We start from the raw sequence: 24,934 nt of genomic DNA, 5'->3' as shown, positions 1-24,934 counted from the left end.
AATAACTCAATCAAAAAACGAGCAGCCCGTAATTTCAGGCGGTTCGATTCTGCAAAGCCGCTCTGATGCAGCGTAATACGTCATAGCTGTAAACGCCGTCGAACCGCTCGTAAACCAGTTTCAGCGAATTCTTTCGATCCTCAGGCAAATCGAGCAGAGCGTCTTCGATTTGCCTGATTTCGGAGTCGGGCAATTCGATTACGCTGCGCATGGCCACGCGGCCTTGTTCTATGCCTTGGGCCAGATGGCTGTAGATCGTCGTTTCTTTCAACATTCTTTTCCGGGCAATCTGCTCAATGCTGTAGCCCAACTGAAACAGTTCCAGAGTCGTGTCGATCGTTTCGGTTATTATGGCGCCGGGCCCGGCGTATTCTCTAATGACCGCCAGGAATTCCTCGCCGTATTGTTCCAGTTTGCGTTCGCCGACGCCCGGCAAGACCGCCATCTGCCGCAACGTGGCGGGTCTGGCTTCGAGCATGGCCGTCAAGGTGGCGTCATGGAAAATAATGTAGGGCGGCACGTCCTGCGCATCGGCAATTTCACGGCGTTTGGCGCGCAGCGCCTCCCACAGGGATTGATCCTGCCCCGAGACGGACGGCTTCCGGGCCTCCCTTCCGCTTCTGGCCGGCTTCGACCGGATGTCCAGGCGCAACATCAGCGGCTGTTCGCCGCGCAAAACCGGGCGGCAGGCTTCGGTCAGTTTTAACGAACCGTGCCCCTCGAAATCGACCGCGACCAGGCCGCGCGCGGCCAGTTGCCGGAAAACCGAATGCCATTGCTGCTCGTTCAATTCCTTGCCGATGCCGAAGGTCGACAAGCGATCATGGCCGAAACGACGGATTCTGTCGCCGGTCAAGCCCCGCAGCACGTCGATCAGATAAGCGACGCCGAAACGCTGCCCCGTGCGGTAAATGCAGGACAGCGCCTGCTGCGCCGCCTTCGTGCCGTCCCAGGTCTGCACCGGCTCCAGACAGGTGTCGCAGTTGCCGCACGGCTGTTCGAGGCTGTCCCCGAAATAACCCAGCAAGGCTTGCCGGCGGCAATGCACCTGTTCGCAAAAAGCCAGCATCGCATCCAGCTTGTGCAGTTCCAGACGTTTGTGCGAGTCGTCAGCGGTGGACTCTCCGAGCATGCGCTTGAGCGTGATGACGTCCTGCAGGCCGTAAGCCATCCAGGCGTCGGCCGGCAGGCCATCGCGCCCCGCGCGGCCGGTTTCCTGATAATAGGCCTCGATGCTTTTCGGCAGATCCAGATGCGCGACGAAACGCACGTTCGGTTTGTCGATGCCCATGCCGAACGCGATGGTGGCGACGACGACCAGACCGTCTTCCATCAAAAACCGGTGCTGATGGCGCTGCCTTGCTTCGGCCGTCATCCCGGCATGATACGGCAAGGCCCTGACTCCCTGAGTTTTGAGCCATTCGGCGGTTTCTTCGACTTTTTTCCGGGACAGGCAGTAGACGATGCCGGAATCGCCGGCATGTTCGGTACGGATAAATTCGATCAACTGCTGACGCGCCTGCTGTTTTTGCACGATCCGGTAGCGGATGTTGGGCCGGTCGAAGCCCCGCAGAAACAGCCGGGCCTGTTCCAGCCCCAGGCGCTGCACGATTTCCCGGCGGGTCCGGGCGTCCGCCGTGGCGGTCAGGGCAATCCTCGGAACGGCAGGAAAGCGCTCGTGCAATAGCGAAAGCTGGAGATAATCGGCGCGAAAATCGTGTCCCCACTGCGATACGCAGTGCGCCTCGTCGATCGCGAACAGGGCAATCCGGAGGCGTTCGAACAGGGCCAGGGTGCGCTCGGCGGTCAGCCTTTCCGGCGCGATATACAGAAGATCCAGATCGCCGTCCAACAGTTGCCGTTCGACATCGCGAATCTGCTCCAGCGACAGGGTCGAATTGAGATAGGCGGCTTTGACTCCCAGTTGCAGCAGCGCATTGACCTGATCCTGCATCAGGGCAATCAGCGGCGAAACGACGATGCCAACGCCGGGCCGGATCAGGGCGGGAATCTGATAGCACAACGATTTGCCGCCGCCGGTCGGCATCAGCACCAGCGCGTCCCGGCCGTCCAACAGATGCTTGACGACGTCTTCCTGGGGGTCCCGGAAACCGTCGTAACCGAACACGGATTTCAGTATTTCGATCGGCCGGCCGCCCTGCTCCGCGTTTTCCGGATGATGATAAAGTTTCTTCAATCTGTCAAACCCCCTTATAATAGCGTCCCATTATAATACAGGACTCAAGAGTAGCGACGCCCACTCCATGACGCATACGAATAATAGGCTTCCGGCACGGCTGGACCGGTTACTGTCCGGCGATCGGCAACAACTGCTGTGTGACGGACTCAAAGGCATTGAAAAAGAAAGCCTGCGCGTAACCCATGACGGTTTTATCGCCCAAACTCCCCACCCGAAAGAACTCGGCTCGGCGCTGACCCATCCGTACATCACCACGGATTACTCCGAAGCCCTGATCGAACTGATTACGCCTCCGTTTGCCGACGTCCGGGAAACCCTCGACTATCTGCATCATCTGCATCAGTTCGTCTACGAGAACCTGGATCGTGAAATGCTGCTGGGCGCCAGCATGCCCTGCGGAATCGACGGCGACGACAGCATTCCCATCGCGCGCTACGGCTCGTCGAACGTGGGCCGGATGAAGCACGTCTACCGGCACGGCTTGTGGCACCGCTACGGCCGAACCATGCAGGCCATCGCCGGCATTCATTTCAATTATTCGGTGCCGACGGCGTTATGGCCGGTATTGCAGCAACTGGAAAACAGCGAACACAGCCTCGAACAGTTCACCGCCGACGGCTATTTCGGCCTGATCCGGAATTTTCAGCGCATCGGCTGGATCATCCTGTATTTGTTCGGCGAGTCCCCCGCCATCTGCAAAAGCTTTTTCAAAAGCCGCCCCGGCCTGATGGCGCAATTCGAAGAGTTCGACCGCGGCACGCTTTACCATCCGTATGCGACGTCCTTGCGCATGAGCGACATCGGCTATAAAAGCAGGAACCAGGCGTCCTTGCACGTCGATTACAATTCCCTGGACCGCTACGTCGCCAGCCTGAGCCGGGCAATCACCACGCCGTATCCCGAATACGAAACAATCGGGGTCAAGATCGACGGCGAATACCGGCAGCTCAACAGCAACATCCTGCAGATCGAAAACGAGTTTTACAGCACGATGCGGCCCAAGCAGATCGCCATGTCGGGAGAAAAACCGACGCTCGCGCTCAAGCGCCGGGGCGTCCGCTACGTCGAAATGCGTTCTCTGGATCTGGACTTGTTCGATCCGGTCGGCATTGACGTCGATAAAGCGCGCTTCATTGAAGCACTGCTCTTAACCTGCCTGGTAACGGACAGCCCGTTCAACACCGAAGAGGATTTTGCGATCAATAATGCCAACCAACTGGCGGTCGCCAATTTCGGCAGGAAACCGGGCCTGGAATTGATGCGCAACGGCAAAAAAATACTGCTGAGGGACTGGGCCGAAGAAATTCTCGACGCCATGCAGCCGGTCTGCGCCGTACTCGATCGGGAGAGCAAAGACAAACCGTACAGTTCTGCCTTGGCCGGTCAAGGAATTCCAGTGCAAAATCCCGACCGGACGCCTTCGGCCCGGCTGCTGGAAACGATGTCGCTCCGGAAGCTGCCGTTTGCGCGCCTCGCCATCGACATGTCGCTCGAACACGACCGCTATTTCAGGCTCAACAAACTCGATGAAACCCGGACCCGTCAGTTCCAGGAACTTGCTGCCCAATCCATTGACAAACAGAAAGACATCGAAAGCAAGGATCGCTTGACCTTCGATGAATTTTTACAACAGTATTTTGCCCAACGTTAACCATGAATTCGTTCGACATCCAACAGCTCCAATCGGAACTGGCCGCCAAAAATCCCCGTGTTATTTTAAAAAAGGCGCTGGAGCTGTTCGACAACATCGCCATTTCCTTCAGCGGCGCCGAAGACGTGGTGCTGATCGACATGGCGGTCCGGATCCGGAAGGATATTCCGGTCTTTTCGCTGGATACCGGCCGTCTGCATCCGGAAACCTACCGTTTTATCGAAAAGGTCAGAAAACATTATCAGATCGACGTCGATGTGTTGACGCCCGACCGGCAGGTGCTGGACGCTTTCGTCAAACGCAAGGGCCTGTTCAGCTTTTATGAAGACGGGCATCAGGAATGCTGCGGCATTCGAAAAGTCGAGCCGCTCAAGCGGAAACTGGCCCATCTCGACGCCTGGATCACCGGCCAGCGCAGGGACCAAAGCCTCGAGACCCGCCAGGATCTGCCCGAAGTGCAGATCGACAGCGCCTTTTCCACCGAACAGCACCGACTGATCAAGTTCAACCCGCTGCTCAACTGGAGTTCGGCGCAAGTCTGGGATTATATCGAAGCCTACCAGGTGCCCTACAACGAATTACATCAGAAGGGCTTTATCAGCATCGGCTGCGAACCGTGCACCCGCCCGATCCTGCCGAACCAGCACGAACGGACCGGACGCTGGTGGTGGGAAGCCGAGACGAAGAAAGAATGCGGCCTGCATGCCGACAACCTCAAGCCGGACAAGCAGTAAATCTTTATTTGAATGTGGGTGTCGTCAAAGCTCCCTCCCCCTCGGGGGAGAGGGTTGGGGTGAGGGGAATCAATAAAGTAAGACATTGATTGATAGCCCCTCTCCCTGCCCTCTCCCCGAGGGGAGAGGGTTCTGTTTTGACTTTTACGACAGCCTCTGAATTGGGCGATTCCAGAGAGTTTTTATCGCTTGATGAGTCCCCACCCAGGTAAAATCCGTACAGACAAACTGAAAATGCTCTTAAAGAAGCCGGAAAGAGCTTCTTTCCCTACCCGCCCACATTGAAAAAGACCGCCATTCGGCAATTTTTCCGAACGCATCTCCAAGGCGTCATTCGACCAGAAAATCGCGCATCATGCCCATGTCTTCATGTTCCAGGTTATGGCAGTGGTACATGAACAATCCTTTGAAATCCTGAAAAGGCTTGATGATGCGCACCGATTCGCCCGGCATCACCAGCACGGTATCTTTCCAGCCGCTGGTAATGAAGCCTTCCCGAACGGTTTCATAGTCGGCCTGCCCTTCAGCACTCATATTCCGGCTGACGATTTGGAAAGACTGCCCATGAAGATGGATCGGATGCGCCATGCTCATCATCATGCCCATGCCGCCACCCATCATGCCTCCGCCCATCATGCCTCCGCCCATCATGCCCATGCCGCCATGCTGGCCGCCTTCGCCGCTCGTGCCTTCTTCCTGATCGCCGCCGTGCATACCCATGCCCATGCCGCCGCCCATCATCCCCATGCCGCCCCGGCCGTGCATGCCCATCCTCATGCCGCCCATCATGCCCATGCCGCCCTGGCCGTGTTCCATGCTTTCTTCACTTTTTTGCGCCGCATCATGCTCCGAACCCGTGCCGGAAGAGCGCTGGCCATGTCCTCCGCCCTCGCCGTGGGCATGGAAAATTTCCATCAATTGAATGCTGTTGAGCCGAATCCGCTCTCCCGGCTGCACGTCGTTATAGGCATAGGGCCTGCCGTTCAGCAGCATCGCCATGGGACCTTCCGAGATCGCGATCGGCACGGGCTTGCCGGGATTGGCCGTATCGGAGATCTTGTACCGTTTGATCGTAGACAACTGATTCGGAAGCGCGGGACTGTCGCTGACTTTTCTGGCGACGCGGACCGTGAAAACGGGATAGTCGCTGCCCACCGGAAGCGCAGCCGTTCCCATCATGCCCATACCGCCCATCATGCCCATGCCTCCTCTGCCGCCACGACCGCCCATCATGCGTTCGGCCATTTTCGGCAACACGCCGGAAAACGGCAGGCTGCGCATGACCAATTGAGAACCTTCGTTGCGTCCGCTGAAGTCCGCCCAGACGTCCAGCCGCTCGCCGGGCGCCAGCATAACGTAGGGCCGGCTGTCGGGCTTTTCCAGTAAGCCGCCGTCGACGCCGAGAACGGTCATCGGCATGCCGTCGTCCCAGGCCAGTTTGTAAATGCGCGCGGTCGAACCGTTCAAAAAACGCAACCGGTAGGCGCGGCTTTCAACGTCGAGATGAAAATCGGGCTTGCCGTTGACCAGAATGCGGTCGCCGTAAAAACCCAGCATGCGGTCATGCATGGTCCGGGCGTAAATCAACTGATTCTGATCGTCGAACAACCGATCCTGGATAACGATCGGGATTTCGTACTCGCCCGAAGGCAACTCCAGGGCCGCCTCTTCTTCGTCGTTGACGAACAGCGCGCCGGCCAGCCCGTGGTAGACCTGCTTCGCCGTGATTTCATGGGGGTGAGGGTGGTAGATGTTCATGCCGGCGCGGTTCAGCACCTCGAATTCGTAAACATAGGTTTGGCCGGGATCGATCGCGTAAACCGGATGGCCGTCGATCTCGGCCGGGACGTGAAGCCCATGCCAATGGGTAATGGTAACTTCAGGCAGTTTGTTGATCAGATGAATGCGGACTTTCTGGCCCTTCTGCAGCCGCATGATCGGTCCCAGGTAAGAACCCGGAATATCGGTCAGCGTATTTTCGGGCCCTTTGAGCAATTTACCGAAATATTGTTGCACCAGCGTTTGTTTTCCCGGAAGAATCGATACCGAATTTGAACGGCAATACAATTCGAGTTCGACGTCCGGCTTGAAATTGGGCGAGGCCGATCTTGGCGTCATTCGGGGCATTGCGCCCATTCCTTCCATCGCCCGCAACAAGCCCGGCATGCCGGTGAAGGCCAACAGCCCCAATCCGGAATGAGCCAGGAATCGGCGGCGTGAATAATTGAATTTGGACATAAAATCTCCTTCGAGTGTGGGTCGTTAGTGAAGGCAGTCTTTCAAAACCGGAAAACCGTGTCCATGAGTTTATATTAGAGTTTTATTATACTCAAGCCTTATTTCCTTAATTCAAACGTGCTTTTTTGAACTGCCCGAGAAAGGCAGGAGCCCGACCTGTTTTTACAATCGACACCGTTTCGTCGAACGTAACAGAGCGCGGTCTTTGGGCTGCAAATAACCATGGTATACTGGAAACACAAACTTTCTTGCCGTATTCCCGTCTAATGCCTGTGCAGTACCGTTAGAGCATTTTCAGATTGTTTGGGCGATGGCCGCCTCTACCGCAATATGGAAATGCTCTAAACCCATTCGGTTTATAGACCGTGGTTTCAGCGGCTTCGTTTCCAACTCATTTATTTTACCGCCCATGCTCATCGGATTACCCAAAGAAATCAAGGACAACGAATACCGCGTCGGGATGACGCCCGCAGCCGTCAGAGCAGTGATTCAGCAAGGCCACCGGGTTCTCGTCGAGAGCGGCGCCGGTACCGGAAGTTCGTTTACCGACCTCGAATATCGATCGGCCGGCGCTGAAATCGTCTCGGGCGGCGAAGCGGCCTGGTCGGCGGAACTCGTCGTCAAGGTCAAGGAACCGATCGAACCGGAATACCGGTTTCTAAGGCCGGATTTGCTGCTGTTTACCTATCTGCATCTGGCGTCGAACAGAACGCTGACCGACGCCCTGCTCAAGAGCGGAACCACCGGCATCGCTTACGAAACCGTGCAAACCGAAAACGGCCATTTGCCGCTGCTGACGCCGATGAGTGAAGTGGCGGGACGAATGGCGCCTCAGGTGGGCGCCACCTATTTGCAAAAAACCCACGGCGGACGCGGCGTGTTAATGTCCGGCGTTCCGGGCGTGGCGCCGGCCCACGTGGTCATTCTCGGCGCCGGCATCGTCGGCAGCAACGCGGCCAGAGTCGCGGTCGGTTACGGCGCGCAGGTCACCGTACTGGACGTCAGTCACGATCGCCTGAAATCCCTGGACGATCTGTACCGCGGCCAATTGCAGACCCGTCTCAGCGATCACTATACGATCGAGGAAGTCGTCTACAGCGCGGACATGGTCATCGGCGCCGTGCTGATTCCGGGCGGCCGGGCGCCCTGGCTGATCGAGGCCTCGATGCTGCTCGGCATGCGCAAAGGCTCGGTGATCGTCGACGTCGCGGTCGATCAGGGCGGCTGCGTGGAAACCACCCGGCCGACCACGCACAGCGACCCGACCTATGAAATCGACGGCGTCGTGCACTACTGCGTCGCCAACATGCCCGGCGCCGTGCCCCGCACCAGCACTTACGCCTTGAGCAACCAGACCATCGCCTACGTCGTCAAACTGGCCAACGGCGGCCTCGACGCTCTCCGCAACGATCCCGCGCTGCGGCTCGGCCTCAACATCCACAAGGGCCGGGTCACCCATCCGGCGCTCGCTAAGTCCCTGGATTTGCCATACACTGAAACTCTGCAAGCGCTGGCAAGTTAACTTGCGCTGAAAGAAACGCATTTTCTCACCGGAAAAGACGATACGCAGCTATCGGACGGTGCGGTGACGGACCCGCTTAAAATATCCGAGAAGACGAATCACCGCTTTCTCCAGCTCCGCAACAGTAAATACGAATAATCCGGCAAGCGTGACCTTCAGCCATTCATCCGGGGAAAGATCGGTCGAACCGAACAGGGCCTGCATGGGTTCTGCATGGGTATATAAAATCTGCAAGCCGGCGCAGACCGCAATGGCCGCCAGGACGTAAGGACTGCCGAACAATCCTTCAAACGATAGAACGGACTTGTAGATATAACGGCTATTGATCAGATAAAACATTTCGGCGCCGACCACGGCGCTTACGGCCATGGTGCGTGCGGTGGCAAGGCTCGCCCCTCGTTCCAGTTCCCAAAGGAACAGACCCAGCGCGCCGGTCATGAACAATACCGAAACCATCAGCACCCGCCAGGCAAAAAACCAGGAAAGCAGGGACTTTCGAGGATCGCGCGGCTTTCTGTGCATGACGTCCTGTTCCGGGCGTTCGAACGCAAGGGCCAGCCCCAGGGTGCTGGAAGTGGCCATATTGATCCAGAGCACCTGAGCGGGCGTCAACGGAAGAGCCAGCTCGAACAGAATCGCGGCCAGCACGACCAAAGCCTCGCCGCCGTTCGTCGGCAACATGAACAGAATGAATTTCCTGATGTTGTCGTAAATGCCCCTGCCCACGTAGACCGCGTTGCCGATCGTGGCGAAATTGTCGTCGGCCAGCACCATGTCCGACGCTTCCTTGGCCGCCTCGGTTCCTTTCAGCCCCATCGCCACGCCGACGTCGGCCCGCTTCAATGCCGGCGCATCGTTGACGCCGTCCCCGGTCATCGCGACAATCTGATCCGAAGCCTGCAGCGCTTGTACCAGGCGCAGTTTGTGTTCCGGACTGGCGCGTGCGAAGACGTCCACGGCCAACGCCATGCCGCGCAATTGTTCGTCGTCGGCCGCTTCGATTTCGGCGCCGGTCAAGGCCGGCCGACCTACGCCTATTCCGAGCCGTGAACCGATGGCCTGCGCGGTATCGACATGATCGCCGGTAATCATTTTGACCCGGATGCCCGCGCTGTGGCAGGTTCTCACCGCGGCGATCGCTTCTTCCCGAGGCGGATCGATGAGGCCCACCAGGGCAAGCAAGACAAATCCTCCTTCCAGATCGGTGAAATTTATCTCGCTTTTCGATATTTCGGTCCGTTTGGCGGCGATCGCCAGAATCCGGAGTCCTCCCGAAGCCAGATCCTTGCCGCAAAGACGCCAGTACTCTCCATCCAGCTCGCTTCGAATCGAACGGTGGCCTTCCTGACGGTCGCACATGTCCAGAATTCGCTCAGGCGCGCCTTTGACATAAATGAATCCGTTGCCTTGATGATCGTGGTGAAGCGTCGCCATGAGCCGGTGCTCGGACTCGAACGGAATGGCGTCGGTGCGAGGCGCCGTTTCTCTTTCCCACACGGGATCCGTTCCTACTTTAGCGGCAAACGCGAGCAAGGCGCCCTCGGTCGGATCCCCGGCTACTTGCCAGAAGCCATCCGGCAGCCGATGGTGTTGCGCATCGTTGCAGAGCACGGCGGCGCGTGCGATTTCCGCCAGCTCGGGATACTCTTCCGGAGCTACGAGCGTTCCTTCCAGGGAAATGGCTCCGTCCGGGGCGTAGCCCACGCCGCTGACGTCAAATAGATGATCGGCGGTGACTATCTTCTGCACCGTCATTTCGTTGCGGGTCAGGGTACCGGTCTTGTCGGAACAGATGACCGTGACCGCTCCCAGCGTTTCCACCGCCGGCAGATGCCGGATGATGGCTTTCCTTCTGGCCATGCGCCGCATGCCGAGAGCCAGCGTGATGGTCATGATGGCCGGCAATCCTTCCGGTATCGCCGAAGCCGCCAGCGCCACGGCCATCATGAACATTTCGGTGGGCGGATGGCCATGCCAGAGCACTCCGATAGCAAAAGTCGCCAGCGACATCAGCACAATCGCCAAGGCCAGCCAGTGGCCGAATCCGGCGATCTGGCGCATTAAAGGCGTGGCGGCGCCGGGAACCCGGTCGAGCATTGAACTGATGCGGCCCAGCTCCGTGTGCACGCCGGTTTCAACGACAATGCCCGTGCCTTGGCCCGAGGCGATCAGAGTTCCGGAGTAAAGCATGCCGCTGCGCTCGCCGAGCGGAGCATCGTCCCGGACGGCATTGGGCATTTTTTCCACGGCTTCGGATTCCCCGGTCAGAAGGGCCTCGTTCGCCCGCAAACCCTTGCCCGAAACAAGCCGAAGATCGGCCGGCACTTTATCTCCGGACGCCAGCACGACGACGTCGCCCGGCACGAGCCGTTCGGCTTCGATTTCGCTGCGCTTGCCGTCGCGGATTACCGTCGTGTGCAGCGAGAGCATGCCGCGTATGGCATCCATCGCTTCCTCGGCCTTGCCCTCCTGGATAAAACCGATGACGGCATTGACGAAGACCGCCGTCACGAGCACGGCGGTATCCACCCAATCGCTCAGCATCGCGGTCGTTCCGGCGGCGATCAGCATCACGTAAATCAAAACATTGTGGAACTGCAACAGAAAGCGCGTCCAGGGGGAGCGCTTCCGTGGCGGCGGCAGCCGATTGAGGCCGAAACGACCGACCCGGCCGTGCGCCTCCTCGGAAGACAGGCCCAGATGCCGGTCCGATTGAAGCCGCAGGATCGCCTCGTCGGCATCAAGGCTATGCCAATGGACGCTTGGCTTATCGATTGCGCTGTTCTTGATCATCGGCTCTCCAATGGGTTCGGTTTCATTCTTGTCGACCGATCGAACAAGCTTTACAAGGAATGGATCGGTTTCAATGAGTCTTTGCAGACAGTGCGTCGATCTCTTTTACAAAATTCGAATCAACATAGGAAATAGATTGAATGCCCGCGCCTGCATGAAGCCTATCTTGCCTTCCGGACGGCGGGAGCGGGCCAAAAATTCATCGTATCAAACCAACCTTTCATCAATCTTTCAGATCAAAAAATGCGCCTGACGATCGGACGAGCCAGCGTCCCGGCTTGAAGGCAAACGCCCTTGCTTGCGCAAGCTTTCTGTTGTCGGGCAATATCAATTCCGCTCGCCGTTTTCCCTAGCGTTCTCGAGCCCGCTGAGCCCCTCCGCCATGGGCCATTGACGCTTCAGGCAATCGCGCCGAGTATCAAAGATGCGCTCCAGTCTGTCCGCGATCAGCCAGCGGTTGAAAAGATCGCCGAGCCAGCCGAACGGCATCGCATAGAACACGACGTCTTCCAGTTGAACGCCGTATCCGGTTTCGGTCAGGCAGACCTCGTGGCTCCAGAATTTGAACGGGCCGATGCGCTGTTGATAGACGAAGCGTTTCGGTTCGTCGCAGTGGCTGATTTCGGACAGCCAGACCATCGGAATCCCGAACACGGCTTTCATCCGGTAGCTGATCATCAGTCCGGCATAAATTTTCGGAGGAACCCCGGACGTAATTTCGACATGAAAAAAAGCCGGCGTGATGTCGTTGAGATGATATGGGGAGGAAAAAAAATCCCAGGCTTCTTCCAAAGCCATGTTCAATTCCTGCCGGCGGTAAAGCTGATGAATTTGCATGTGCTCTCGTTATCCTTCAATTGGTGCAATGATCGAGTGCTCAGGCCATCGCACCGATGGTTCTGCGGAAACGGATCAGCGCCAGGACGAAGAAAACGCCGCCGATGCCGACCAACGCGAGGAACTGCGGCCAGACGATGCTCAAACCCGCTCCCCGGTACAGAATGGCCTGGGCCAACGAAACGAAATGCGTGGTCGGCGCAACCAACATGAGATTCTGCACCGGTTCGGGCATGCTTTCGCGCGGCGTGTAGCCGCCGGACAACATCTGCAGCGGCAACAGCACCACGATCATCAACAAGCCCATCTGCGGCATCGAGCGCGCGACCGTACCGAGAAAAATGCCCATCGAGGTCGTGGCGAAAAGATGCAGAGCCATGCCCAGGACGAACAAGCCGACCGAACCTTCGATCGGCACGCCGAGCAGCCCCTGGACGACGAAGACAAGCGAGGCCGTCGCCACCACGGCCACCACCAGGCCCATGGCCCATACCTTCGCCGTCATGATCTCGAACGGCGTCAGCGGCATCGCCAGCAAATGTTCGATGGTGCCGTGTTCACGCTCGCGAATCAGCGCCGCGCTGGTGAGAATGATGGACAGCATGGTGATGCTGTTGATTAGTTCCATCACCGAGCCGAACCAGACCGAACTCAGGTTGTAATTGAACCGGGCCCGCACCTCGAGATCGGCAGGCAGGACAGGAACGGTGCGATGGCCTTGTACGAAGGCATTCACCTCGCCGGTGATGATGTTCTGAATGTAATTATTGCCGATGAAGGATTGCGACATGCGGGTGGCGTCGACGTTGAGCTGGATGGTCGGCCGGCGACCGGCCAGCACGTCGCGCTGAAAATCGGGCGGAATGTCGAGCACGAAAGTGTACAGGCCCACGTCCATGCCGGGATCGGTGGCGTATTGATCGATCAGTTCCGGCGTCAGAAAATGCGGCGGATAGAAGGCATGGACGATGCGCGACGACAAAGGCGAACGGTCTTCGTCGACGATCGCGATCGGCGCTTTGTGCAGCGATTCGGGCAGGCCGGTCGCGGTCAGGTAGACTTGCGCGGTAAAAGAAAACCCGATCAGTATCAGCATCAGTTTGTCGCGCCCGAGGCTGCGCAATTCCTTGCCCCCGAGATGAAAGACGTTGCGTAGAATGCGCACGGCTAACGCTCCTGTTTCTGCAGCAGCGCGACGCTTAAGATCAGGATCACCGGAATCGCGAGAGCGATCGGCAACAACAAGGGGCTCAGTTCGGCGAAACCCAGCCCTTTAGAAAAGACGCCCCGGCAAATGGTCACGAAATGCGTCGCCGGGAATATCTCGCCGACAAAGCGTGCCCCACCTTCCAGCGACGATACGGGATCGAGCATGCCCGAAAATTGCCGGGTCGGAATGACGGTGGCAATCGACGTGGCGAAAATGGCGGCGATCTGGCTGCGGGTAAAGGCCGAGATCAGAAGACCCAGGCCGGTGGCGGTGGTCACGTAGAGCAGTGCGGCCACGCTCAGCAGCAGGAAGTCGCCTTTGAGAGGCACGCCGAAGACAAACACGGCCAATCCGCACACGAGAAAAAAGTTGATCATCCCGAGGACGATGTAAGGCAACTGTTTGCCCAGCAAAAACTCCAGTCTGGTCACCGGCGTGACGTACAGATTCAGGATCGAGCCCAGCTCTTTTTCCCGCACCACGCTGAGCGCGCTGAGCATGGCCAGAACCAGCATCAGCAGCATCGGGATCACCGCCGGCACAATGGCCGGCAAACTCCTGACGTCGGGGTTGTAACGAAAACGCGTCTCGACCGAAATCAGCTCGGCCGGGCCTCGTCCCGCCGCATGGTGCCGCATCTGTTCGAGCAACCAGACCTGATGCATGGCCTGCACGTAGCCCAGCACGTTCTCGGCGCGAGACGGCATCGCCCCGTCGATCCAGGCGCCTATTTTCACGTTGTCGCCGCGTTCCAGATCGCGTGCAAAATGCGGCGGAATCTCGATCGCCAGGCTCAGCTCGCCGCTGCGCATGCGCCGGTCGAGCTCGTCGTAGTCGGCAAGGGGCGGCTGTGCGACGAAATAGCGGGAGCCGCCGAGATCCAGCGCATAGTTTCGGCTAAGCTGCGTCTGATCGCGGTCGAGCACCGCAAAACGCAGATTCTCCACGTCCATGCTGATGCCGTAACCGAACGTGGCCATCAGCAATAACGTGCCGAACAAGGCGATCAGCCAACGAACGGGATCGCGCCGCAGCTCCACCGTTTCGCGAAGAGTGTAGCTGAACAGGCGCAGCAGGCTGAAATCGGCGATACGGCCGTTCGCCGAGGCAGCGCTCAGGCCAGGACGGCTGGCGTCCAGAACGGGATTTGCCGACGCCGGCTCAGCGCCAAGTCCGCTTGCCTCTTTCAGGTAATCGATGAATGCCGCTTCGAGCCCGGCATGGCCGGTGCGCTCGACCAGGGCAGCCGGACTGTCGCTGACCAGCACCTTGCCGGCGTGCATCAGCGAGATGCGGTCGCAGCGCTCGGCTTCGTTCATGAAATGGGTCGAAATGAAAATGGTGACGCGATCCCGGCGCGAAAGATCGATCATCAGTTCCCAAAAGCTGTCCCGCGCGACCGGATCGACGCCGGAAGTCGGCTCGTCGAGAATCAGCAGGTCGGGCTTGTGAATCACGGCCACGGCCAGGGACAGGCGCTGCCGTATGCCCAGAGGCAAAGAATCGGGCAGGACGTCCATGACCGATCCGAGCAGGAAGCGATCGGCTATCTCGCTGACGCGGGCGGGTATGCCGGCTTCGGGCAAATGGAACAATCGTGCGTGCAGCTCCAGGTTTTGCCGTACGGTCAGCTCGGAATACAGCGAGAACGCCTGGGACATATAGCCGACGCGCTTGCGCGTGTCGAGATTGCCGGCGTCGACCACGCGCCCGAACAACAGCGCTTCGCCCTCCGAAGGTTGCAGCAAGCCGGTAAGCATTTTCATCGTGGTCGATTTGCCGCAACCGTTGGAGCCGAGAAATCCGAAGATCTCGCCACGTTCGATGCGAAGGCTGACCCGGTCGACCGCGACGAAATCGCCGAAGCGCATGGTCAGGCCGCGCGCCTCGATTGCAATTTCGCGCTCTTCCCGGATAGTTCTTGGAGGAATCGTTATTTCTTTGTGGCCCTGGCGCTTTTCTTCCGGCAGCAACCGGATAAAGGCCGCTTCCAGCGAGTCGGCGCCGGCTTCCGACCGCAATTGAGCGGCCGTGCCGGTTGCCAGAACCCGGCCTGCATCCATCGCCGCCAGCCAGTCGAATCTTTCGGCCTCGTCCATATAGGCGGTCGAGACGAGTACGCTCATGCCCGGATGACGTGCCCTCAGGCGCCCGATCAGTTCCCAGAACTGGACGCGCGACAAAGGATCGACTCCGGTGGTCGGTTCGTCCAGCACCAGGAGGTCGGGCTCGTGGATCAAGGCGCAGCAAAGTCCGAGCTTTTGCTTCATTCCCCCCGACAGTTTGCCGGCCGGACGGTCCCGAAAGGAGCTCAATCCTGTGCTGTCGAGCAGTTCGCCGATGCGCTGACGGCGTTCAGCCATCCCTTGACCGAACAGCCGGCCGAAAAAATCGATGTTTTCGAATACAGAGAGCGTCAGGTAAAGATTTTTGCCCAATCCTTGCGGCATATAGGCGATTCGTGGACAAATCGACCGCCGGTGCGTCGCATCGGCGATGTCGCCGCCCAACACTTCGATTCGGCCTTGCTGCATTTTTCGGGCTCCGGTCAGCAGCGACATCAGGCTGGACTTGCCGACGCCGTCGGGGCCGATGAGCCCCGCCATGCATCCGCCCGGAATCTCCAGGCTCAGCTCGTCGAGGGCCGGGAGCCTGCCGTAACGCAGGCTGACGGCCTGTACGCGAGCGACGGGATCCGTAAAACCGGGACTGTTCATTTGGTCAATTTAACCGCCAATTCGGGAGGCCAATCCACGGTCGAGTCAATTTTGACATAGGCCATGCCGGGAATACCGGTCTTGACCTGTTCGAGATGCTGTTTCAGAAGCTCGGGAGCGATTCTCGCGCGCACCCGAAACATCAATTTGAGGCGCTCGCTCTCGGTCTCGACCGTCTTCGGCGTGAACTGGGCGACGCTGGCGACGAAGCTGGCCCTGGCCGGAATCACCAGTTCGGGCGCGGCATCGAACACGAGTCGGACGTCGCTGCCGAGCGCCACCTTGCCGGCCGCTTCGGTCGGCAGAAAGAAGGTCATGTACACGTCGGTCAGATCCACCATGTTCAGCACGCGGCCACCGGCCTCGAGCACTTCACCGGGCTCGGCAATCCGATATTGAACGCGGCCGTCGCGGGGTGCCTTCAATTCGCGGTCGTCGATGTCCACCTTCAGCCGCGCCACGGTCGCTTTGGCGGCTTCGATCAACGACTGCGACTCCACCACCTGCGATTTCGCCGCCTCGATGCCGGCGCGCGCGGCCGCGACTTCCGCTTCCGCTGCTTTAACGGTTGCCTCCGCGCCCAACACTCGAGCATGGTTGTCGTCGACTTCCTGCTGCGGCGTGGCGCCTTCGCCAACCAGCCGCTGCGACCGTTTCAGCCGCTTTCGGGCCACGTCCAGCTCGGCCCGGCGCTGCGCTACCACCGCCTCTGCAGCACGGCGTTCGCTCTCGCGTTGGGCAACGATCGATTTTGCGGTCAAATGAGCGTTTTCGGCCTGGCGAACTTGCGCCTCGGCCTCGGCCTTCTGGGCCAGCAGCACGTCCGTATCCATGCGCGCCAGCAGAGCGCCGGCCTGCACAAAATCGCCCTCGTGCGGTCCAATTTCGACGACCCGGCCGGCAGACTTGGTGGCAACGTCGATTTCGGTCGCTTCGATGCGGCCGTTGCCGGACACGATCCCTGGAGGCAGCCCGTCCGGGCGCAAGCTCCACCAGGCCGCGGCCGCGGCAATGGCCGCTCCGGTCAGAATCAGAGTCAGCGTTTTTTTCAGCGATGCTCTCATCAATTACTCCGACAAGCATTCAGTCATGACCATTGAGCGTTCGCGCCGCCGCCCAGCGCCTTGAACAAGGCAATCAGGCTGGTCGCAGTCTCCGCTTCGGAACCGGCCAGATCGATTTCGGCGACATAAAGAGCCCGCTGCGCATCGAGCACGTCGAGAAAAGAGATGACGCCTTCCTGATAGCGCAAATTCGATAACCGCACCGATTCTTTCAAGTCCGCCACCGAACGGGCCAGCGTCTGCCGGCGGATTTCTTCTTTCAGATAGCGCGTCATCGACGTTTCAGTTTCCTGGAGCGCCTCGAGCACGGCCTTTTCATAGGCGAGATAGGCTTCCTTCTGTTTTGCATCGGCCAGATCGATGCCGGCGCGGATGCGGCCGAAATTGAGCAGAGGCTGCAACAGATTGGCGGCGGTGCCGTAGGAAAAGGCGGCCGATTTGAACAATTGCTCAAGATCGGTATTGCGCAGACCGACGAAGGCCGACAACGAGATTTTCGGAAACAGTTCCGCGATCGCCGCGCCCTGCATCGCCGTGGCCGCCGCCAGCCTCCGTTCGGCGGCGCGGAGATCGGGGCGGTGCCGGATCGTTTCCGCCGGCGAAGCGAGAATGCCGATGGCCGGCGCCGCCGGCACCGCTTCTTCCGAATTCAATCGCCCGTCCAGTGAACCCGGCTGGCGTCCCGACAATACTTCCAGCCGGCGCAACGCGGAAACCAGCCGGGCTTCCAGCGCCGGGATCCGGGATTCGGTTGCGGACACCTGAGCCCTGGCGCGCACCACGTCGTGCCGGGTGCCGACGCCTTCGGCGTCGAGCCGTTCGGTCAGCTTCAGCGTATGCCGCTGCGATTCGAGATTCGTACGGGTTATTCTGAGCTGGTTCTGAAGATTTCGATAGTCGACGTAGGTTCGCGCCAGTTCGGAGGTCAACGTCACCAAAGACTGGCGATACAGTTCCCCGGCTCCTTCGAGATCGGCGGAAGCGGCCTCAAGGCGTCTTCGCTGACGCCCGAACAGATCCACTTCCCACAGCGCATCGAAACCCAGCTCGAACAGATTGTACTTGATGCCGGGGGCGAAACCGGGAAACGGATTCTCATTGCGCTGGGCGCCGGCGGCGATATTGACCGTGGGCAACAGTTCCGCGCGGGTGCTTTTGCGTTCAGCTCGGGCCTGATCGATCCGGGTCAATGCGATCCTGACGTCCAGGTTGCCGGCAAGCGCCTGTTTCATCAAGAGGTCCAGTTGAATGTCGCCGAAACTTTGCCACCATCGCGCCAATGCGTTTTTATCCACGGGTTTCAACACCGCTTGCGCACGCCCAACCTCGGCGCCGCTCCGTTCCCCGAGCAGTTTTCCCGCCTGCCATCGGTCCGGAACGCCGGGTGTCGTTTCCTTGTAATCGGGGCCTACGGCACACCCTGCCAGACCGGCGCTCAACAGCAGAAACGCTATCTTATGCGTCATGGCCATGCCCTTTCAGAAACAGTGAAACGGCGGCATCGATCAGCGCTTCCTTTTCCGCCTCGTTCAATCCGGACTGCATGCCGAGCAGGCAGCGCAAGTGTTCGTCGCCCTTCAACATGCTCAGAAACAACCGGCTGGAGGTCGCCACGTCCGGCATCGTCAAGGCTCCCGACGCGGACAGTTCGGCCAGATAAGCCGACAATTGCTTCAGTATCGGCTCAGGGCCGGTCCGGTAGACTTGCGTCCCCAGCTCGGGAAAATTTTGCTGTTCGGAAATAATCAACCGGTACAGATTCAGGGCGTCTTCGGCATAAATCAGATCGACGAAGGCGTGGGCGATGGTCTTGAGCGCGGCGGCAGGGTTCCTGATTTCCGCCTGGGAACGGGCAAGCGTATTCAATAAAGTCTCGCATTCGCCGGCAATCACCGCGGAAAACAGCTCCTGTTTGCCCTTGAAATGGCTGTAAAGGGTCGGTTTCGATACCGGCGCGGCTTCGGCGATGGATTCCATGCTGGCGCCGCTGTAACCGTGCGCGAGGAAGGCTCGTTTGGCCGCCTCGAGAATGGCCTGCTGTTTGGATTTGGGAGATCGGGTCATGACAGAGTCAGGAAAATTCGTTGCTTTTAGAGTGGGTTACTGATTAGAATAAACCACACCGTTTAGTAAGGCAACCTCTTTTCATGCACTCTCCGTTTTTCAAAAGCCCTTTTTTTATTATCGCGCTGGTCTTGGCCGCCTCGGCAGGCGGCCTGTTGTACTGGTTCAAAACCATCCGTCCGTTCGAGACGACCGACAATGCCTACCTGAAGGCTCACATCAGTCTGATCAGCCCCAAGGAATCGGGTTACGTCAGGGAAGTCCTGTTCGAAGACAACCGGAAGGTCATGCCGGGCGATCTGCTGGTGGTCATCGACGACCACGATTATCAAGCGAAGGTGGCCCAGGCCGAAGCGCAAGTCATGCTGGAAAAAGCCACCATGGCGACTCTGGAAACCGACAAGCAGGCACAAAGTGCGATGATCCGCCAGGAGCAGGCCAATATGGCGGCTTCGGAAGCCAATGTCGAAAAATCCGGCAAGGACTTGCAGCGTTTTCGCAACCTGGCCGCCGAGGGCGCCATCTCGGCTCAAACCCGGGACACGGCGGAATCGGCCTACAAACAGGCCAAGGCCGAGCGGGACAAATATCTTTCCACAACACAGGAAGCAATAAGCCGGCTGTCGTCGCTGGATGCCAGAATCACCGAGACCCAAGCCCGGCTGAAGGCGGCGCTGGCCGCTCTGGAACTGGCCCGGATCGATCTGGCCAATACCCGCATTTTCGCGCCGTTCGAGGGCGTCATCGGCAATCGCAGCGTCCAGGTCGGGCAACTGGTGCAACCGGGCACCGTGCTCGCCTATCTGATTCCGAGCGACGGCATTTTTGTCGAAGCTAATTTCAAGGAAACCCAGATTGCCCGGATGCAACCGGGGCAGACCGTCGAAATCGGCGTCGATGCGCTTCCGGACCAGCAATTCACGGGCATGGTCGACAGCTTCGCCCCGGCTTCAGGCTCAGAATTCAGCCTGTTGCCGCCGGAAAACGCGACCGGCAATTTCACCAAGATTGTTCGGCGCGTGCCGGTAAAGATTCGCTTCCGGGCCGGCACCAGCTTAAGCCGTCTGCGCCCGGGCCTGTCCACCACGGTCAGGGTCAAAGTGCGGTAAATTTTTATGAAGACCCTTGAGACCTCTTCCCCGAACCTGATTCTGGAAACGCCTGCCCTTGAGAAAAATAACGGCTCCCATCTCGGTCTTCCGCAATGGATCGGCTTCATCGGCATGGTGTTCGGCATCTTCATGGCGGTTCTGGACATCCAGATCGTGGCCAGCTCGCTGGAACAGATACAGGCCGGCCTGTCGGCGACCCGGGAAGAAATCACCTGGGTGCAAACCGCCTATCTGGTCGCGGAAGTCGTGATTATTCCGCTGTCCGGCTGGCTGGCCCGGGCACTTTCGACCCGCTACCTGTTTGCTCTGGCCTGCGGCGGATTCACGTTGATGAGCCTGTTCTGCGCGCTGGCCTGGAATCTGCCGTCGATGGTGATTTTCCGGGCTTTGCAGGGGCTGTTCGGCGGCGCGATGATTCCGACGGTGTTCGCGGTGATCTACACGCTGTTTCCGCCGCGGCTTCAACCGGCCATGGTCATCGTCGTGGGCCTCGTGGTCACGGTCGCGCCGACCGCAGGACCGGTGCTGGGCGGCTATCTGACCGACGCGGTCTCCTGGAAGGCGCTGTTTCTGGTCAATCTGGCGCCGGGGCTTCTGGTGTCCCTGTCGACCTGGCTGTTCGTCCGGGTCGACGAGCCGGAGTGGGATCTCCTGGACAAAATCGATTTCCGGGGCATCCTGTACATCGTGCTTTTTCTGGGCAGCATGCAGTTCGTGCTGGAGGAAGGCGTCAAGGAGCAATGGTTCGAAAGCCGCGAGATCGGCTTCTTCGCCTTGATCGCCGTGGTCTCGGGAACGGCGATGCTCTACCGCGAACTGACCATCGAGCATCCCATCGTCGATCTGTGGGCGTTCCGGAACCGGAATTTTGCCGTAGGCTGTATCTTCAGCTTCATTCTGGGCATTGGGCTTTACACCATCATTTATCTGATGCCGGTGTACCTGGCCAACGTCAAGGGCCTGAGCAGCCTGCAAATCGGGCAGTACGTGATGGTGACCGGACTGTTCCAATTCGTCTCGGCCTTTGTCGCGGGCCCCATGGCCAAAATCCTGGACTCCCGCTGGATGCTGGCCCTGGGTTTACTGCTCTACGGCCTGGGCACCTGGATGAACGGCAACTTGACTTACGAAGCCGGCTACTGGGAGTTTTTCTGGCCGCAGGCGGTGCGCGGGTTTGCCCTGATGTTCTGCTTCCTGCCGATCAATTCGCTGGCGCTAGGCACTTTGCCTGCGGAGGAAGTCAAAAACGCCAGCGGGCTCTACAATCTGATGCGTAATCTGGGCGGCGCGATCGGCCTGGCGGTCGCCAATACCCTGATGATACAACTCAACAAAGGCAATTACGCGGTACTGCGCGAGAAAGTGACGGGAGGATCGGCCGAAGCCCAGGCTTTTCTGTCGGGCATGAAACAGCACCTGATCGCGTCGTCGTCCCCGGACCCTGAGCTGGCGGCGCTGAAGCAGCTTTACGGACTGGCCATGCGCGAAGCCGAAGTCCTAACGCTCAATACGCTGTTTCATATTCTCGGCCTGGTGTTTTTCGCCGCCCTGCTGCTGATGCCGTGGGTAAGAAAAGTATCGGCCGGAGAGGATCCGGGCGGCGGGCATTGAGATCGAGGCGGCAGAGCGGGCTATTCCGGAATCGCTGACGGCAGTACACTTGCCGGAACGCTCTCAATCGGCGAGTGCATGGAAGCCCGATGCACCTCCGGTGCATGATCCGGGCGAATAAATTCGCCCCTACCTGCGATTGCCCGGGTATCGGCAGCCTTGGCCTTGACCGGCCCGATGTCGAACCCCGACATCCAGACCCCGGCCGCCGTGCCGGCCTTAACTCAATTTGCCGTGGCACTGTTTGTATTTCTTTCCCGAGCCGCACGGGCAGGGATCGTTGCGGCCGATTTTATTGCCGTAGCGGACAAAAGGCTGCGCTGCCGGCTCTTCCCGGGCAGGTCCCGGCGGCATCGGTTCTTCTTCCAACCCCGGCGCCTCGGCGTGTTCGAAATGCAGTTCCTTGGGCGCCTGCGCCTGTCTTTGCGCATCGATCGCCTGCACATCCTCCTCCTGCCGGACCTGAACCTTGAACAGGATGCCGACGACTTCGTATTTGATGTGCTCGAGCAACTGGGTAAACATTTCGAAGGATTCGCGCTTGTATTCCTGCTTCGGATCCTTTTGCGCGTAGCCTCTGAAGTGGATGCCCTGGCGCAGATAATCCATCGCCGCCAGATGCTCTTTCCAACTGTTGTCGAGCACCTGCAGCATGACCGATTTCTCGAAGTGTTGCAGGACTTCCTTGGTAATCTGTTTTTCCTTGTCCTTGTGGTTTTGTTCCAGAATATCGACTATACGCTGGCGCAGCGCCTCTTCCTGCAGGGCATGGTCTTCGTCGAGCATTTTCCGGATAGGGATTTCGACATTGAATTCCTGCTGAATATGCTCTTCAAGCCCTTTGATATCCCACTGCTCCTCCATCGTTTTGGGCGGAATGTACTGGGTAATGACGTTGTTGACCACGTCCTTGCGTATCGCGGTGATGATGTCGGAAATTTCCCTCGCCGCCATCAGTTCGTTGCGCTGGGCATAGATCACCTTGCGCTGATCGTTGGCGACGTCGTCGTACGCGAGGATTTCTTTACGGATATCGAAGTTGCGGGCCTCGACCTTGCGCTGGGCGTTTTCGATGGCGCGCGTCACCCAGGGATGTTCGATCGCTTCGCCGTTGCCCATGCCCAGCTTCTGCATCAGGCCGGCGACGCGGTCCGATGCGAAAATCCGCATCAGATCGTCCTGCAGCGACAGATAAAAGCGGGAAGAGCCCGGATCGCCCTGACGGCCGGAGCGGCCTCTGAGCTGGTTGTCGATACGGCGGGATTCGTGCCGCTCCGAGCCGATCACATGCAAACCGCCGCTGGCGATGACCTGGTTGTGCCGGTCCAGCCAGGCGCCGCGCACTTTTTCTTTTTCCTCGTCGGTGGCGTCGGGCCCCAACGCCTTCAGTTCGGCTTCCAGGTTTCCCCCGAGAACGATGTCGGTCCCCCGGCCGGCCATGTTCGTCGCGATCGTGACCGCGCCGGGCTGGCCGGCCTGCTCGACGATGTGGGCTTCGCGCTCGTGCTGCTTGGCGTTCAGCACTTCGTGCCGGATGCCCAGTTTTTTCAGCAGGGCGGAGAGCCGCTCCGAATTTTCGATCGACGTCGTTCCCACCAGGACCGGCTGATTTCTCTGGACGCACTCCTTGATGTCGTTGGCGACGGCATTGTATTTCTCGTCCGTCGTCAGAAACACCACATCGCCCAGATCTTTCCGGATCATCGGCCGATGGGTCGGAATCACGACGACTTCGAGGCCGTAGATTTTGTTCAACTCGAACGCTTCGGTGTCGGCCGTGCCGGTCATGCCGGACAGCTTGTGGTACAGGCGGAAATAATTCTGAAAGGTAATCGACGCCAGGGTCTGGTTTTCGTTCTGAATGGTAACGCGCTCTTTCGCTTCGATCGCCTGATGCAAGCCTTCGGACCAGCGGCGGCCGGGCATCACGCGTCCGGTGAACTCGTCGACGATGACGACCTGATTGTTGGCGACGATATAATCGACGTCGCGCTTGAACAGGGCGTGCGCTCTGAGGGATGCGCTCAGGTAGTGCATCAGCCGGATATTGGAAGCATCGTAAAGGCTGGTGCCTTCGACCATCAGCCCGTGCTCGACCATCAGCCGCTCAACCCGTTCATGGCCTTCCTCGGTCAGATAGACCTGGCGGGTTTTTTCATCGACCGTGTAGTCGCCGGGCTCTTCCTCTTTTTCCTGCCGGGTCAGGAAAGGAATGATCGCGTTGGCCTTGACGTAGATTTCGGAATTTTCTTCGGTCGGCCCCGAAATGATCAGCGGCGTTCTCGCTTCGTCGATCAGGATCGAGTCCACCTCGTCGACGATGGCGAAGCTCAGCTCTCGCTGGACTTTCTGATCGAGGCTGAACGCCATGTTGTCGCGCAGGTAGTCGAAACCGAACTCGTTGTTGGTGCCGTAGGTGATGTCCGCCGCATAAGCCTCACGCCTCGCCTCCTGGTCCAACTGGCTGATAATGACGCCGGTGGTCATGCCCAGAAAGGAATACAATCGGCCCATCCATTCGGAATCGCGTTTGGCCAGATAATCGTTGACCGTCACCACGTGCACGCCGCGGCCCGGCAGGGCGTTCAGATAGGCCGCCAGGGTCGCCATCAGGGTTTTGCCTTCGCCGGTTTTCATTTCGGCGATCTTGCCTTCGTGCAGGATCATGCCGCCGATCAACTGGACGTCGAAATGGCGCATGCCGAAAACTCGGGTCGAGGCTTCCCGGACCGTTGCGAAAGCTTCCGGCAGAAGGTTGTCGAGTTTTTCACCCTGCGCCAGACGCTCGCGAAACTCCCGAGTTTTTGCTTTTAAGGCGTCATCCGATAATTTTTCATATTGAGAAGCCAAGGCGTTGATCTTTTTGACCACCTTCCTTTTCTTCTTTATGAGTCTGTCGTTCCGACTCCCTACAACAAATCTAACCAGCTTACCCAGCATTCGTTTCTTCCGGTAATAAAAAGTGACAAAAATTGCAATTATATACTTTCTAAATTTTTTGTTACAGATAAAACGGCATAGGCTGTCCGCCCGTGCCGCTCTTTTCCTGATGCAGGATTGGACAATCGGCGGGGAGGTGGCTATCATGCCTGTTTAAAAAATTTAGTAACTATTCAGCGGAAATCACTGGCTTGTTTATAAGTGGTTTCAAAGTAAGGAAAACCAACTGTAGGAGCGACGC

The 24,934-nt window shown here is 58.8% G+C and carries 15 protein-coding genes; 5 read left to right on the top strand and 10 right to left on the bottom strand.

Going from position 1 to position 24,934, the window contains the following annotated elements; translation table 11 throughout:
- Positions 1-34: 34 nt before the first annotated feature.
- Positions 35-2,197: a DNA helicase RecQ gene (gene recQ, locus A3OW_RS0119325; protein WP_020565108.1), complete on the bottom strand. Its 2,163-nt coding sequence runs from the start codon at positions 2,195-2,197 to the stop codon at positions 35-37.
- A gap of 67 nt (positions 2,198-2,264) precedes the next feature.
- Between recQ and gshA the strand changes: the two genes are divergently transcribed.
- Together gshA and A3OW_RS0119315 are read left to right on the top strand one after the other, a co-directional pair.
- Positions 2,265-3,851 carry a glutamate--cysteine ligase gene (gene gshA / locus A3OW_RS0119320; protein WP_020565107.1) on the top strand — a complete coding sequence of 529 codons (1,587 nt, stop codon included), beginning with the start codon at positions 2,265-2,267 and terminating at the stop codon, positions 3,849-3,851.
- Between the two features lie 2 nt (positions 3,852-3,853).
- Positions 3,854-4,585: a phosphoadenylyl-sulfate reductase gene (locus tag A3OW_RS0119315; protein WP_020565106.1), complete on the top strand. Its 732-nt coding sequence runs from the start codon at positions 3,854-3,856 to the stop codon at positions 4,583-4,585.
- Positions 4,586-4,915: 330 nt separating this feature from the next.
- Here A3OW_RS0119315 and A3OW_RS0119310 read toward each other — a convergent pair whose 3' ends face one another.
- Entirely contained in the window at positions 4,916-6,823 is a 1,908-nt protein-coding gene (locus tag A3OW_RS0119310) for a multicopper oxidase family protein (protein WP_020565105.1), read from the bottom strand.
- Between the two features lie 409 nt (positions 6,824-7,232).
- Here A3OW_RS0119310 and ald point away from each other — a divergent pair, with 409 nt between their 5' ends.
- Positions 7,233-8,345 (top strand): alanine dehydrogenase, encoded by a 1,113-nt coding sequence (gene ald, locus A3OW_RS0119300; protein ID WP_020565104.1) that lies wholly within the window; start codon positions 7,233-7,235, stop codon positions 8,343-8,345.
- A 48-nt stretch (positions 8,346-8,393) separates the two neighbouring features.
- Here ald and A3OW_RS0119295 read toward each other — a convergent pair whose 3' ends face one another.
- The 7 genes from A3OW_RS0119295 to A3OW_RS0119265 form a co-directional block, all read right to left on the bottom strand.
- Entirely contained in the window at positions 8,394-11,138 is a 2,745-nt protein-coding gene (locus tag A3OW_RS0119295; RefSeq protein WP_020565103.1) for a cation-transporting P-type ATPase, read from the bottom strand.
- Positions 11,139-11,465: 327 nt separating this feature from the next.
- Positions 11,466-11,975, bottom strand: coding sequence for an SRPBCC family protein (locus A3OW_RS25445; protein WP_020565102.1), 510 nt, complete (start codon positions 11,973-11,975; stop codon positions 11,466-11,468).
- A gap of 40 nt (positions 11,976-12,015) precedes the next feature.
- On the bottom strand, positions 12,016-13,140 hold the full coding sequence (locus tag A3OW_RS0119285) for an ABC transporter permease (RefSeq protein WP_020565101.1): 1,125 nt from the start codon (positions 13,138-13,140) through the stop codon (positions 12,016-12,018).
- A gap of 2 nt (positions 13,141-13,142) precedes the next feature.
- Positions 13,143-15,902, bottom strand: coding sequence for a ribosome-associated ATPase/putative transporter RbbA (gene rbbA / locus A3OW_RS0119280; RefSeq protein WP_020565100.1), 2,760 nt, complete (start codon positions 15,900-15,902; stop codon positions 13,143-13,145).
- The gene (locus tag A3OW_RS0119275) at positions 15,899-16,966 is read right to left on the bottom strand and encodes an HlyD family secretion protein (RefSeq protein ID WP_020565099.1); all 1,068 of its coding nucleotides are present in this window, start codon (positions 16,964-16,966) and stop codon (positions 15,899-15,901) included. Before A3OW_RS0119275 ends, rbbA begins: the two co-directional genes overlap by 4 nt.
- 23 nt (positions 16,967-16,989) lie before the next feature.
- Positions 16,990-18,432: an efflux transporter outer membrane subunit gene (locus A3OW_RS0119270; RefSeq protein ID WP_033411801.1), complete on the bottom strand. Its 1,443-nt coding sequence runs from the start codon at positions 18,430-18,432 to the stop codon at positions 16,990-16,992.
- Positions 18,422-19,030 carry a TetR/AcrR family transcriptional regulator gene (locus A3OW_RS0119265; RefSeq protein ID WP_020565097.1) on the bottom strand — a complete coding sequence of 203 codons (609 nt, stop codon included), beginning with the start codon at positions 19,028-19,030 and terminating at the stop codon, positions 18,422-18,424. Before A3OW_RS0119265 ends, A3OW_RS0119270 begins: the two co-directional genes overlap by 11 nt.
- An 83-nt stretch (positions 19,031-19,113) precedes the next feature.
- Between A3OW_RS0119265 and A3OW_RS0119260 the strand changes: the two genes are divergently transcribed.
- Both A3OW_RS0119260 and A3OW_RS0119255 read left to right on the top strand, forming a co-directional pair.
- Positions 19,114-20,139: an HlyD family secretion protein gene (locus A3OW_RS0119260; RefSeq protein WP_020565096.1), complete on the top strand. Its 1,026-nt coding sequence runs from the start codon at positions 19,114-19,116 to the stop codon at positions 20,137-20,139.
- Positions 20,140-20,145: 6 nt separating this feature from the next.
- Positions 20,146-21,753: a DHA2 family efflux MFS transporter permease subunit gene (locus A3OW_RS0119255; RefSeq protein ID WP_020565095.1), complete on the top strand. Its 1,608-nt coding sequence runs from the start codon at positions 20,146-20,148 to the stop codon at positions 21,751-21,753.
- 219 nt (positions 21,754-21,972) lie between these two features.
- On the opposite strand, the gene secA is transcribed toward A3OW_RS0119255, so the two are convergent.
- Positions 21,973-24,693 carry a preprotein translocase subunit SecA gene (gene secA, locus A3OW_RS0119245; protein ID WP_026223741.1) on the bottom strand — a complete coding sequence of 907 codons (2,721 nt, stop codon included), beginning with the start codon at positions 24,691-24,693 and terminating at the stop codon, positions 21,973-21,975.
- Positions 24,694-24,934 lie beyond the last annotated feature (241 nt).

Origin of the sequence: Methylosarcina fibrata AML-C10 (assembly GCF_000372865.1) — a bacterium.
Lineage (GTDB): Bacteria > Pseudomonadota > Gammaproteobacteria > Methylococcales > Methylomonadaceae > Methylosarcina > Methylosarcina fibrata.
The sequence above is the reverse complement of the archived record's forward strand: the minus strand, read 5'-3'. Positions and strand labels throughout refer to the sequence as shown.